Origin of the sequence: Psychrobacter sp. 16-MNA-CIBAN-0192, from assembly GCF_040309565.1 — a bacterium.
GTDB lineage: Bacteria > Pseudomonadota > Gammaproteobacteria > Pseudomonadales > Moraxellaceae > Psychrobacter.
Window position 1 is genome coordinate 39,278 of the sequence record NZ_JBEOOX010000006.1, and the last position, 14,223, is coordinate 53,500.

The window sequence follows — 14,223 nt, forward strand, 5'->3', positions numbered from 1 at the left end:
ATTAAATATTAGGGATTTGATAACAGCGAGATAAATAGAGTGAATATAGCGGATATTGCTAGCCGATAATGAACCAGCTAGCAAACTCTATACGATGATTTTAATGCTATAGAACCGATTTGACTATAAAGCTGACGTATATGCTAGAACTTGCGCACGCTCTTCGTCAGTCATTTTAGTAATGTTACCAAGTGGCATGTAGCTGGTTTGTAACGATGTTACGATTTTAGCTTTATGCGTTTTTAAGTCTGCTGGCGTCGCTAAGATAACACCCAGTGGTGGCGCATTGAAACCTGCTTGTGTTGGCTGTGCAGCATGACAAGTAGAGCAACGTTCTTGAACAATTGCCATAACCGCATCATCACCTGAGGCAGTAACAGGAACAGCGCCTGCTGCTGTATCAGTGGTTGTTTCGCTAGTAACTGGAGCAACAGGAGCTGCTTCAATAGGAGCAGGGCGCATCCAGAAGATTAATGCAAGAGTAGCAATGGCAGGAACGATTAAATATCCTGGTTTATTGCGACCCAAATGTTTTTCATTGAAGAAATGACGAGCAGTTGCTGTAATAATACCTACGAATACCAATACCAACCAACCGTGTGCATGTGAATACATCATTGGATAGTGATTACTAATCATGATAAAAATTAACGGTAGGGTAAAGTAGTTGTTCATTACCGAACGGTTTCTAGCCATTAATGCTAAAGCGGCTACATCTGGACCTGGTTTTTCGCCTTTACGAACACAATCTACCAACGCACGCTGAGCTGGCATAATACCGAAGAATACGTTACCTGCCATGATTGTACCTAAGATGGCACCAACATGGATAAATGAGGCACGGTCACTAAACAGCTGATAAGAACCCCAAGTGGCAATAACCATTAATACAAAGATAGTGATACTAAAAACCAGTTTGTTTTTGCCGATATGGCTACGAACAATCAGTTCATAAATAAGGTAGCTGCCGAACAAGAAGGCTAAACTGACAGCAATTGCTTCCATATTACTAAAAGCAACTTTGGTTGGATCTACTAAATAAGCAGTCGCATTGGCATAATAGACGATAGCTAGCATCGCCATACCAGTTAACCACGTGGTATAAGCTTCCCATTTGAACCAATGCAGTGTTTTTGGCATTTCTTCAGGTTCAAGTTTATATTTGGCAATTTCATAGAAACCACCACCGTGAACAGCCCATAAGTCACCTGAAATGCCTTTTTTAGCTTTCCATTCCGGCGGCTTCTGCAAGCTCATGTCGAGCCATACGAAGTAAAATGATGCGCCAATCCATGCGACACCAGCGATGACGTGGAACCAGCGGAAGAAGAGGTTTAACCAATCGAGATAATATGCGCCCATGTAGCAAGTGTCCTTTTATATTGCTCTGTCTTAGTAAGTGGTAACGGCGGCGGCGCATCATCTTGGTATAACAAACTAGTGATACCAAGATGATGAGACAAGTAAAGGCAGTGCCGGCTTTGATATCCGATGTTCGACTCTATCAATACCATCCGTAGGCGTGGCGAGAATCAAACGACTTTATATCGTTAAGCAATTCAATGCTCATATCAATTGATTAAAATATCAGTCGATTAAGACAATGAATCAAACTACTAGAGTTAGCGATTTGTGATGTATTTACAGATTTAAAGATAATACGGGTATTAAATACTTTTATTCAAAGTGCCTATCCAGTAAATGCACCAGATAGGCGGCATGACTTAAAAGTGACTTACGAACCGCGATAAGTGCCATAGCCGTGTGCGCTAAGTAATAACGGTACATGGTAATGAGTCGCATCGCTTACCACAAAGTCGATCACAACTTGTGGATAAAACGCGGTTAGTTTTTGCGCGTCAAAATAGGATTGAGTATCAAAGGTCAAAGTATAACGACCATTGTTTAAGTTGCACTCAGCGCTATCAACAGCAGCATCAAACTTCCAGCCATCTGGCGTTACACGACCATCGTTATTGGTAGTGCCATTAGCAAGTAGAGTAGCTTCGCCAGTGTCTGAAACGCGATGTAAAGTAACTGCGATATCAGCAGCAGGTTTGCCTAAATGAGTGTCTAGGATATGTGATGAAAGGGTGGCTGACATAATGCTTCCTTATTATAAGTGAAATTCCGTTAGGGTGATACAAATTACTAAATAGTTTTTATATATGTTTTAGATAAATTATTTAACTAAAACATATAGATAGGACTTAATTTCTAATAACTATTTAAGAGAGACCAAATAGCTTAAGCAAGACCGAATAGCTTTTGAATACGTAAGCGCGTGATTTTATTTTGCTCAGCGGATGCATTTGCAAGCTCAGTGGTACGGTCATTTGGTAGACGCGCCAATAATAGATCAAGCATTTGCTGAGCGCTTTTACCCGTTGCAAAAACGATAAAGATAAAACCAAATTTATCAAGATAGTCTTGATTGCCTTGAGCCAGTGCTTCAAGCACTTGGTCTTCAGCTTCAGCAGCGCCTGATTGCTCATGTGCTGCGCTGTCTTGCGTATTGCGATATTTTTCTTTTAGCGAGTCAACGTTACCGATTTGTGGATGACCGTCAAAGGCTTCAATTAAATTGGCTTCGCTGGCTTGTACGTCGTTCCAAACAGTATCGCTGGCAGCAAGCATGGCATCAATATCAGCAAAAGGACGAGCACTGGCAAGTTTCTGTGCCCAGTTGCTGCTAGTGCAGCAGGTTAACAGTTTTGCTGTGGCATCTTCTTGAGAAAGGTTGTTAAATTCTGACAGGGTGAAACTCATGATGACATCCTTTTCTTGTAATAGTGAAGCCCGATAGTCTAACAGGCAACGATGATATAACAATCCCTTTATACAACTTGAGTGACATCGCTCAATAGGGCAAACCAATATTACGCTATACTTATATCTTTTTTTAAAAAATTAGACATAAGTAAGTTAAATTTGTAATAAACGATAGGAATCGGCTATTAAAATGATACTAATTAAAACGTAATTGGTTTATATTGTCTATTGTGCTAAAACCTGACCAAATGGTCAACTATTTTATGAAAAATATTTCTCTTTGTGGTGTTATCTTCCCTAAAATGTGGCATTTATCCTTAATGATAACCGGAAGATAGCGTTTTTTTTATCAAAATTGCCGTATGGCCTAAGTTATGACCATTATGACTCAACATAATCAGAAAAATAATACAGGTGCATCGGACGCGCCTTCTCATCGCAGTCAGCAAGATATTCGGGCACGTAATCAGGCGCTGATTTTGACGGCAGCTGAAGAGGAGTTTGTCCTCAAAAGCTACCAAGGTGCGACCATGCAAGGTATCGCTGATCGTGCTGGTTTGCCAAAAGCCAACATACATTACTATTTTAAAAATAAGAAAAATCTATATAAAGTGGTGCTACGCTCGATTATTCAAGAGTGGAACGAGGGCTTGGTGACCATGACGGTCGATAGCGACCCCAAAACTGTCATTGAAAAGTTCGTTCGTACCAAGCTGCATCAAGCCTTTGCTCATCCCAATCGCCATAAACTGTTTGCTGTTGAAGTCATCAGTGGTGCGCCGCATTTGCATGATTTTATGTCGACCATCATGCATGACTGGGCGCTCGATAAAGTACAAGTTATGAAGCAGTGGCATCAGCAAGGCAAAATTTCGGTCGCTGACCCATTACAATTATTAATTTTGATTTGGGCAACTACCCAGCGTTATGCTGAATTTGAAACGGAAATCATCGGATTAATGGGTAAAAAAGCATACGATCACGAAGATGAGTCGCGCGCGGCTGAATTTTTAGTCCCATTTATCTTGCGCGGTTGTGGCATTGATTAAGGGTAATAAGCCCATTTGCCATCATAGTTATATGCAAAAATAATGTCTCGTTTATAAAGCGCCTAGCTGCTAAAAAATTTACCGCCTTGTCATCTAGATAACGAAGGCGGTAAATTTTTTAGCGTAACAGACCAGCTTCTCTTCAAGCATTTTCTGAGCGCTGAACTACGCTGTATCAAAGTTAAAGATTATTATGATGCTTTTTTAAGTAAATCCACGTCATCATCTGACTGTTCTGTCGTATCATATTCACTGCCATAATTTTTGGGCAATATCATATCAAGCGTAATAGCGATGATACCTGATACAGTGACCGCTGAGCCAAAAATATTGCGGAAAAACTGTGGAGTCTGAGCGAATACATCAGGGACAAAAGCAACACCCATCGCCAAACCTAAAGAGGTAGCGATGATTAAGATATTACGATGCGTAAAGTCGACTGTTGATAAAATGCGGATACCAGCTGTTGCTACCGTTGCAAACATGAGCAAGGTTACACCGCCAACCACAGGTTTTGGCAATTGGGTAAAGATAGCGCCAAGAATTGGAAACATCCCCATGGTAAATAAGATTGCTGCCACATAGAATCCCACATAACGACTAGCGATGCCGGTCATTTGAATCACGCCATTATTTTGGCTAAATGTCGTTACTGGGAAAGTATTAAATACTGCTGCAATCAACGAGTTGACACCGTCACCCAATACGCCGCCTTTAATACGCTTCTCATAAACAGGTCCTTTAATCGGCTCGCCTGAAATCATTGAAGTGGCGGTTAAATCGCCTGAGGTTTCGATACTGGTGATAATATACATAAAGGCAATAGGAATAAAGGCTTGCCAATCAAAACCAAAGCCGAACTTAAAAGGAACAGGTACGGTAAATACAGTTGCGTTTGCCACTAATGAGAAATCAATACGCCCCATAAACGTGGCGGCAATCAAGCCTAGCATCAGACCAATAAAAATGGCGCTGGAGCGAATCACTTTATGACTCACCATACTAATCAGCACCACACTAACCAGTACCCCGCCGCCCAGTAGTAGATTTTGCATACTACCAAAATCTTCAGCGCCCACTCCGCCTGCCAAGTCGGTCAGACCTACTTTGGTTAATGACAAACCAATGGTGACGATAACGCAACCGGTCACGATAGGGCTCATTAATGACTTAAGTCTGGTGATAAATTGACTTAAGAAAATCTCAACAAAGGCACCAAGGAAAGAGACCCCAAAGATAACGGAGAGAATCTCCTCTGGACTACCGCCTCTATTTTTGACCACAAAACCTGCCGCTAGTACCGCCGCTAAAAAGCCAAAGCTGGTACCTTGTAGCGCCATTAAGCCTGAGCCTACTGGACCGACTTTACGTGTTTGAATAAAGGTGGCAACCCCTGATACCATCAGCGACATACTGATAAGGTAGGGGATATGCTCGCCCAAACCTAAGGCACCGCCAATGATTAAGGAGGGCGTAATAATACCAACAAAAGCGGCAAGTACGTGCTGTACTGCGCCTAGAAATGCTTTTGCAGGAGCAGGACGGTCATGCAAACCGTACAGCAAATCTGGATTTCCTCGAGTTTCTTCACTCATCATAACTTCCTTGTTAAGTCACTGTTCAATTTGGTCTTAATGGATAACTCAAAACAAACGCCATACAGCACTATCTATATCGTAAAATTTATCTCATTACCCAAATGAGTGTTTCATTATGATTTTCAGGGGGCATGGTGATAAAAATACAGGGATAAAAATAGTATGTTGTAATTTACCATGCATTGCTTCTTAAAACCTGACTAATTAGTCAAATGATTATTAAGAGTATAAGAAATTGGCAAGAAAACAAAGGTGAGATAACAAGGTTTTTGAAAATTTTGCTAAAAAGTAGAATAAAGTGGCGCTGCGCTATTATTCATACCTGTCTATTTATGAGTCTGAATGGTTGCCTTCAAAGTGAGCGTTATAGCTTATCCGCAGATTATTTATTTGTATTTCATACAAAATGCAATTTTCTTGCGTAACAATATTGCTAAATTATATTCAATTCGTTATTATGCTTCTTTTTTTAATGCAAACTATTATCATTTGTATTCGCAATACCGTTTGTATTTAACAGTTATGTACGCTTAAGAATACGGATTGATAATAACTGGGCTGGGCAAGAACAGAGCCACATGCAGCGTCTGTGCTATATCGCCTCAGTTTCAGCATACAACAGATAATAGAATGCAGAATCCTTGGATTTTTACAATCAAATAAAGTGAGTCGGTTATGCGTGGAGCGAAATTTTCTAGTCAATTAACGGTTTTATCCGTAGGGATAGCGGCAGTGATGTGCGCACAGTTAGCAAGTGCAGAAGTAACGCCCAGTACCTCATTGCAGACCATTACGGTAACGGCTAACAGTTCTGCGCGACAAAAAGCGCAAGAAGGTTCTGTTTACATAGAGGATTATACGCCAGCGCAGCAAGCCAGCCATTTGAGCGACTTTTTAAATGTCGTACCCGGAGTCACGGTAGGCGGTACCTCAGCGGTCAATCAACGTATTCGTATTCGTGGTCTTGAAGACAGCAATCTAAAAGTAACCATTGACGGTGCGCGTCAAGAGGGTAAACTTTTTTATCATATGGGTGATTTGACCCTCGATCCTGACTTGCTCAAGCAAGCGGATGTTGCGGTCGGTAATAACTCAGTGACACTAGGCAATGATGCGTTAGGCGGTGCCGTGGCTTTTAAAACCGTTGATGCGGCTGATTTGCTAAAACCGGGTCAAAAAATCGGTGCGAAATTACACGCAGGTTATGCCAGCAATAATGATGAGCTGCTAACCTCAGCCACGGTGTTTGCAGCGCCAACCGATAATATTGATTTATTGGCTTATTATGGCAAGCGTGATACCAATTCTGGTGAGGACGGCAATGGTCGTGAGTTATTTGAAGACAGTAAAAGTGAAAATATCTTATTAAAAGCAGGTGCTTATATTGCTAATGATCATCATATTGGTGCAAGCTTTAGCCGTACTGAAAAGAAAGGTATTTTCCCATTCCGTCCAGACTTTCCTAGCCGTAATGATGCGCCAATTCCGCAACAGGTGAAGCGCGATACTTATGGTATTGATTATAAATTCAATCCTAGCAATCCACTGATTGATATAGATACCAATGTGTATCAGACCAAAACCCGTATTTTGCGCGATTCTGAGTATCTGACAAAACCAGGTTTTGATTTTGACGCTCAAGTTAAAACGACCGGTGCAAAAATACAAAATACCAGTGTTATCGATACCAACATCGGTACGCACAAACTGATATCAGGTGTTGAGCATTACAAGAAAGAGTCTGAGATGGAACGCGATTTCATCAAAAAAGGCTCAGATGAAGCAACAAATACCTCTGTGTATCTAGAAGACCAATGGAAAAATGGCAAGCTCACTTTAACACCTGGTGTGCGTTATGACCGTTATAAGTCGCCTGAGTTTATCGCTGGTGGCAAAACGTATGATAATGTCGTCGGCGCACTTGCCGCAAGCTATGAGATTGCACCATTAACGCAAGTATTTGCCAGCTACACGCAGTTATTTAATGGTCCTGATTTAAGCCAAGCAATTTTTAATTCAGGCGGTGACAACACCTATGTTAATAATGACTTAAAAGCAGAAGAGGGGTCTAATGCTGAAGTAGGTATCGTCAAGACCTTGCGTGACCTTACGGTAGCGGGTGATGTACTGCAACTAAGCGGTAAATACTTCGAAACCGATATCGAAAACTATATCGAATTTGTGAGATCAGGTGGTACAAGACCGGGCTTAAACTGTGGAAACGGACAGCCAGTTGGCACTTGTCAAGGCGCGGTAAATAAAGATGAAGATTATAAAATCAAAGGTGTCGAGCTTGCTGCTGATTATAAAATGAATGATTTCAGTATGGGGTTAAGCTATTCGCGCGCACGTAGCAAAGGTGAAAACACAGGCTACAGCATTCCCTCAGTGACCGGAAGCAGCTCAGAATCAGGCGATAAGTATATGGTCAATCTGGCTTATAGCCCAACAGAGACCACAGATATCGGCTGGCGCAGTACGTATGTCGCGTCAGTGATGCCAAATACTGCCGCAAATGATATTAAAAAACCAAGCTATAACGTCCATGATGTCTTTATGAACTACTCACCAAAACAAGTTGAAGGACTAAAAGCGACGGTCGGTGTTTATAATATTTTTGATGAAGCCTATGCTAGCCATTCATCTCGTCTAAATCCGATTGATGATGTTGCCACTGACTTTGAAAAAGGTCGTAATATCAAAGCGTCATTAACCTATCAGTTCTAAATTTATACTGATCATGCGTAAAAAATGAGTGTTAGAAAAGCCAGCTTTCTATAGAGGAGAGCTGGCTTTTTTTAATATCAAAACCTCTTTTTTAAACCGTTTTATGCGTTATAAAAGTAAAAGCATTCAGCGCCAACCTAATACTTAACTCCTAAACTTATAAAGAATAATAATCAATGATATCATTTAATCCACGCCAAATTTGCCTATGGATTCACCGTTATACTGGACTTGTGATGGCTGCTTTTTTAATTATGGCGGGTATTACTGGCGCACTATTAGCATTTCACGATGAGCTAGACGCAGTATTTAATCAGCGTTTGGCGGTTGTTGAGCCAGCGCAGACACCGCCATTATCCATTGCTACCCTGCATGACAAAATAATTAGCCATTATCCAGAATATGGTTTTACAACCATGCCCTTGGCAATTGAGCCTGACCGCGCCGTCGTCTTTACAGTTGATAAATATAAAGACGATGTAAAGATTGACCCTGCGCCCTTATTCCAAGAGGTTTATATCAACCCTTATACGGCGGATATTATTGGCGCGCGCGATAAAGACGAGTGGGCATGGCGCAATACCATGTGGAAAGTGTTTTGGTTGCATCGTGAACTGTTGCTTGATGATATCGGCAGGCTGGTACTAGGTATTATTACATTGGTGTGGACGATGAATTGTTTTATTGGTTTTTATTTAACCTTTCCAAGATCGGTCAAAAAGAATCAGGTATCGCGCCAAGAGCCTGCTAAAAAACGAGCGTCTTTATTAAAACGTTGGCTACCCGCATGGAAAATCCGCCGTAAAACCAATACCTTTAAGCTCAATTATGATGTGCATCATGCCTTTGGCTTATGGTTGTGGCTGATGCTATTCGTGATTGCTTGGTCAAGTGTGGGTTTTAATTTGCAGCAAGTGTATAAGCCAGTGATGCAAGCGGTGGTCGGGCTTGACGATAAAGCAGGCAACAACGGCAAAGCATATAAATTAAATGAAGCAAAAAAATATGGCGTATCAGTTAGCAACGAAACAAGTACAGCTGATGTTGTTAATAAAGCCAATAGTATTGAGTATCTTAGTAAGCAGGCAAATATTGTCGCGCAACAAAACGGCTTAACTGTGCAGCAGTTATTAGGTATTCGCTGGGTTGAGGAAGACCAGCAATGGCAGATGCGCTTTAAAACCAACAAGGATATCGGAAAAAAAGGTGGTGCATCATCAATTACCGTCAATGCAGGAGATGGCAGTGTCGAGCGCGTGAATTTTGCTTATCAAAATGCGTCATTTGGTAATAAAGTCGACCAGTGGTTATCTACCTTGCACATGGGACATATCAGTCAAGGCGCAGGTCATCTGGCGTATCAAATCTTCTTAGCATTGGTTGGTTTAGCGGTTGCCGTTTTGTCTGGTACGGGCGTGTATTTATGGTGGAAAGGTCGGCAGCAACGCTTAAAATACTTGCGCAAGCTGAGATAGTTTAAATGTGAATTTATCAAAATTAAACTGTATCGATAATCACCGGACGACCTTGATGGTTGAGTACAGTCACATCAACGTTGTATAGTTCCTTCATCGTCTCTTGGGTAATGACATCAACCGGACGACCAATGGCTTGCACTTGACCGTCTTTCATTGTCACTACGGTATCAGCAAACTGCGCGGCTTGATTGATATCGTGCAGGACAATGACCACGGTTTTTTGCTGAGTGTGACTTAACTCTCGTAGCTCACGCATCAAGCGCCCAGAATGATACATATCGAGATTATTTAGCGGCTCATCGAGCAATAAATAGGGCGTATCTTGGCAAACAATCATCGCAATCAGCACCCGTTGACGCTGTCCACCAGAGAGCGCAGATAAAAAACGCTCGGCTAACGGTTGTAGCTCAAAGCGTTCGATAATCTCTATAACCTTTTGCTGATCGTTGGCCGTTGGGCGTCCTTGATGATAAGGATAGCGCCCAAACATTAGCAATTCATGTACCCGCAGCCTACCTTGCACTTGATTGTCTTGACTGAGCATGGCTACCGTCGTCGCAAGCGTTCGCGCATCACAGCTGACGATATCACGTTCCTCATTACCTGCACCAAAACTCACTTGTCCGCTTTGTAACGGTTGCAAACGTGCCATCACCGAAAATAATGTCGATTTACCCGCACCGTTGGGACCAATTAAGGCGATGACTTGTGAAGGTGGCAGCGACAAATTAATATCATGCAAAATCTGCTGTTTGCCAATATGATGCGATACGCCATTTATTTTTATCATAATTATTCTTATTGTTCTCTAAATGTGTAATAAATTCTAAGTCTTAACGGCGTTGGCTCATAAATATCAACGCTAAAAATACCAAGCCACCTGCCAGTTCAATAACGACCGATAACACGCCAGCCATTCCTAATACTTGCTCGAATAGCGTCTGCCCTAACACCAAACAAATCATCGCTACCAAGCTAACCAATATTAAGCGTTCGCTATGATACATATGACGCGCCATGCGGTTGGTCAAAGCACAGACCAATAAACCAAAAAAGGTCACTGGACCGACTAATGCCGTAGCTGTCGCTACCAAGACCGCGATGACGGTTAATAATCCAAATGCCAAGCGCTGATAATGAATACCGAGATTAATCGCTTGCGCCTTACCCAACATGAGCACATCACATTGATAACGCCATCGCCAAATAAATAGCGCACTTATCACACAAATAAACAGGCTAATACCTAAAAGTTGCGGATTGACGGTATTAAATTGCGCGTAACTTGCCGATTGCACCACTACAAAATCATCCGGATTAATCAGCCGCGCAATCAATGCCGATAAGCTGCGAAACAACACCCCAAAAATTACCCCTACCAATATCAGCCGCGTTAAATCCTGACTGCTTTTGGAAAATAGTAATTTAAACAGCAGCAACGACGCACCAAACATTAAGACAATTTCAAGTGAAAATTTAGCAATCGGATTAAGACTGGTAAAGCTAATCGCACCCAAAAAGAATACCAATACGCTTTGCAACAACACATAAAGCGAGTCAAAGCCTAATAACGATGGCGTTAAAATAGGATTGTGCGTTAAAGTTTGAAAGAGAAGGGTAGAGACGCCAATGGCATAACCGACTACCATCAGCGCCAGCAATTTTTTACCGCGTAATGGCAGTGCAAAATCCCAATGACCATGGACATTAACGGTTAAAAATAAAATGGTAGAGATTAATAAAACAAGTGTAGCGACGGACTTAGGATGTTGACTTATTAATAACCATAGCCGTGCCCAGAATCTTGCTAATGGGCTCAGGCTGCCGGCAGTACTCTTAGCAGTACTATTAATAGTAGAATCGGTCGTTTGACTAGACGAGGCAGAAGGTAAAAACATATGCTAATCTTATAAAAGAGAATGGCAAATAAAACAGTAACCGTTTAGACAAAAACAACTTAAGCGATGGCGCTCGCTTAGGATTCAGCAGGCGCACGTAATAATAGCCATAAAAACACTACCGTACCGACCACACCGAAGACGGTCGCTACCGGAATCTCGAACGGATAGCGAATAGAGCGCCCGATAATATCGCAAAGCAATACTGCTGATGCACCAAGCAAGGCGACCGCTGGCAAGCTGCGTCTAAGCTTATCACCCATAATACGACTGACGATATTCGGCACGACCAAACCAATAAATGGAATCACCCCAACCGTGACCACGACCACCGCACTCATCATGGCGACCATGCTAACGCCAATCCATGTCACATGACGCTTACTGATACCCAAGTTCAAGGCAATATTATCGCCCAAACCAATGATAGTCAGCTTATCGGCAATAATATAAGCAATAACACACAGCCCACCGGTCAACCATAGCAGCTCATAGCGCCCTGCTAACACACTTGAGAAGTCGCCAAATTGCCAAACGCTCAGCATCTGTAACGTTTCCGTTTGATAAGCAATAAAGGTGGTAATAGCATCAATAATGCCGCCAAATACAATGCCAATCAGCGGAATCATCAAAAAATCAGTCGGTGGAATACGATGAATAAGCAGCATAAACAGCATCATGCCAAACACCGCTGCAATGGTTGCCACACTCATCTTTATTATCAAGGCGCTTGCCGGAAAGAAGAGACTGACTACCAATAAGCCAAGGGCAGCGCTTTGAGTCGCGCCTACCATGGACGGTTCAACGAAGCGGTTTTTGAGTACGACTTGAATAATCATCCCAGCTACCGCCATGGCAATACCGGTTAAAATGATGGCAAGCGTTCGTGGTAAGCGACTAACCAACATTAATGAGCTGTCAGAATTGGTGCTATGAGTGATAAGACTATGAAAAATCCCTGACCACGAAAAGTCAGCAACGCCAATCGATAAACTTAATAGCACCAAAAGCCCCATGACAACAAAGCTTGCGGTATTGATGAACCAAGGTGGTATTTTGGCATGGCGTGATTTAGAGTTTAAATGCCCATTTACCTTTTGCTGCCATCGTGATGGTGAAGAAGATGATGGTGCAGAAGATATGGATTGAGCACTATTAACTTTATCATTATTAATGTTATCAATATTAGTGGCGTGATTAGAAAATAACGACATAACGGCTGCTAACTTATGGCTGGCGAAAAGGGTAGACGCAAGAATGATCACTTACGTCTATTTTTCAACGAATAAAAAATTACTTCGCTTGGCTAAATGCTGTTTTAATCGCGGTCAAATCTTGCATCCATTGATAATAACCGCCAAATGCTAAATAAGAATCTGGGCTTAAATAGACCACCTGAGATTTTTTCCAAGCGGTGGTTTGGGCGACTAATGGATTGTCCAAGACGACTTTTGCACCTGCGCTTTCTTCACCGATAGCAGCGCTACGGTCAATCACAAACAGCCAATCAGGATTGGTTTTTTGCAGGTATTCAAAGGATACTGGCTGACCATGCTTGGCATCTTCAATCTTGCTATCCACCATTGGCACACCAAGGACGGTATGCACAAAGCCAAAGCGCGACTTATCACCATAGACGGACAGTTTATTGCCGTTGACCATGACGACCAAACCATTACCTTTATTTTTGGTTAAAGATTTGGTTTCATCAATAAGACCGTCGATATCTTGCTGCAGCTTTAACGCTTCATCACTTTTGCCAAATAGCGCGCCCAAATCATGCAGGCGCTGTTTGCTAGATTCATAGATATTGGCAGTATCAATACTCATATCGAGCGTCGGAGCGATGCTAGAGAGCGCATTATATTTCTCTGCCATACGCGAGCCAATTAAAATAGCTTGCGGTTGCATGGCGTTTAGGGCTTCAAGGTCTGGCTCAAATACCGTGCCGACTTCTTTGGGGTCGGGCTGAGTTTTTGCTTGTAAATTATTTAAATGTAGACCACTTGGCTTACCATCGACAGCCACATTCAGCGCTGCCAAATCCTGCAATAAGGTCATGTCATAGACCACAATCGGCGCCGGATTAATCGGCAAGCTCACCTTACCTTTAACCGTATCTATATCAATGCTCGTTACCGATACGGCATCATTATTAGCCACATTTGATGTCGCATCTGCCGTTTTATTTTGCTTTTTTGTATCATCCTGTGCAGAATCCTGTGCAGGTGAACAGCCCGCCACACTAATGCTGGCAAGCAACACTGCGGTCATTGTGGTTAATAAAGGACGCTTAAAAATTACAGCGTTTGCAGAAAGGGTCGCGAAGCTATTGGTAAACATAAAACACTCGGTAGTAGACAAATAGTTACCAGTACGTATTTAACACACTGGTGACGTATAAAAAGAAAAAGAGCCTGTTTAGCGCTCTATATAGAAGGCTAAAACACTGCTCAGGTATTAAATTATGGCGTTTATTATTAATTTACCTAAAGGATGTAATGGTATAGAAGCAATAAACTCAGATAATCATATAGGAAAATAAGCGTTTTATCAATGATAATGATAACGATTGTTATTAACAATACGGATTTTATAATACAAATAAAGGTAACTATTGAGGATTAAATAACAGTTAAACCTATAACTAATAAGCCGTCCGACAATAAAATAAACATAGATAATAGCGAGATTCATTAAA

At 41.8% G+C, this 14,223-nt stretch carries 11 protein-coding genes; 3 read left to right on the top strand and 8 right to left on the bottom strand.

From position 1 onward, the window contains the following. Positions 1-123 precede the first annotated feature (123 nt). The 3 genes from AAEY78_RS07070 to uraD form a co-directional block, all read right to left on the bottom strand. Complete coding sequence (locus tag AAEY78_RS07070) at positions 124-1,362, bottom strand: urate hydroxylase PuuD (protein WP_352338493.1); 1,239 nt, start codon at positions 1,360-1,362, stop codon at positions 124-126. A 373-nt stretch (positions 1,363-1,735) separates the two neighbouring features. After that, positions 1,736-2,104, bottom strand: a complete 369-nt coding sequence (gene uraH, locus AAEY78_RS07075; RefSeq protein WP_352338495.1) for a hydroxyisourate hydrolase — start codon at positions 2,102-2,104, stop codon at positions 1,736-1,738. 143 nt (positions 2,105-2,247) lie between these two features. After that, positions 2,248-2,769 carry a 2-oxo-4-hydroxy-4-carboxy-5-ureidoimidazoline decarboxylase gene (uraD, locus tag AAEY78_RS07080; protein WP_352338496.1) on the bottom strand — a complete coding sequence of 174 codons (522 nt, stop codon included), beginning with the start codon at positions 2,767-2,769 and terminating at the stop codon, positions 2,248-2,250. 377 nt (positions 2,770-3,146) lie between these two features. On the opposite strand from uraD, the gene AAEY78_RS07085 reads away from it, so the two are divergent. Next, complete coding sequence (locus tag AAEY78_RS07085; protein WP_352338497.1) at positions 3,147-3,821, top strand: TetR/AcrR family transcriptional regulator; 675 nt, start codon at positions 3,147-3,149, stop codon at positions 3,819-3,821. Between the two features lie 191 nt (positions 3,822-4,012). On the opposite strand, the gene AAEY78_RS07090 is transcribed toward AAEY78_RS07085, so the two are convergent. Beyond that, a complete protein-coding gene (locus AAEY78_RS07090; protein WP_352338498.1) occupies positions 4,013-5,416 on the bottom strand; it encodes a uracil-xanthine permease family protein in 1,404 nt (467 codons plus the stop codon). A gap of 678 nt (positions 5,417-6,094) precedes the next feature. On the opposite strand from AAEY78_RS07090, the gene AAEY78_RS07095 reads away from it, so the two are divergent. Both AAEY78_RS07095 and AAEY78_RS07100 read left to right on the top strand, forming a co-directional pair. Beyond that, positions 6,095-8,146 carry a TonB-dependent receptor domain-containing protein gene (locus AAEY78_RS07095; protein ID WP_352338499.1) on the top strand — a complete coding sequence of 684 codons (2,052 nt, stop codon included), beginning with the start codon at positions 6,095-6,097 and terminating at the stop codon, positions 8,144-8,146. A 236-nt stretch (positions 8,147-8,382) separates the two neighbouring features. Continuing rightward, positions 8,383-9,621: a PepSY-associated TM helix domain-containing protein gene (locus AAEY78_RS07100; protein ID WP_502943701.1), complete on the top strand. Its 1,239-nt coding sequence runs from the start codon at positions 8,383-8,385 to the stop codon at positions 9,619-9,621. Between the two features lie 22 nt (positions 9,622-9,643). Here AAEY78_RS07100 and AAEY78_RS07105 read toward each other — a convergent pair whose 3' ends face one another. The 4 genes from AAEY78_RS07105 to AAEY78_RS07120 all read right to left on the bottom strand — a co-directional run bounded on the left by AAEY78_RS07105 (position 9,644) and on the right by AAEY78_RS07120 (position 13,865). After that, positions 9,644-10,414, bottom strand: coding sequence for an iron ABC transporter ATP-binding protein (locus tag AAEY78_RS07105; protein WP_352338502.1), 771 nt, complete (start codon positions 10,412-10,414; stop codon positions 9,644-9,646). Between the two features lie 43 nt (positions 10,415-10,457). After that, positions 10,458-11,522, bottom strand: coding sequence for an iron chelate uptake ABC transporter family permease subunit (locus AAEY78_RS07110; protein WP_352338503.1), 1,065 nt, complete (start codon positions 11,520-11,522; stop codon positions 10,458-10,460). Between the two features lie 77 nt (positions 11,523-11,599). Then, positions 11,600-12,736: an ABC transporter permease gene (locus tag AAEY78_RS07115; RefSeq protein ID WP_352338505.1), complete on the bottom strand. Its 1,137-nt coding sequence runs from the start codon at positions 12,734-12,736 to the stop codon at positions 11,600-11,602. Positions 12,737-12,815: 79 nt separating this feature from the next. Beyond that, positions 12,816-13,865 (bottom strand): siderophore ABC transporter substrate-binding protein, encoded by a 1,050-nt coding sequence (locus AAEY78_RS07120; RefSeq protein ID WP_352338507.1) that lies wholly within the window; start codon positions 13,863-13,865, stop codon positions 12,816-12,818. Positions 13,866-14,223: the final 358 nt, after the last annotated feature.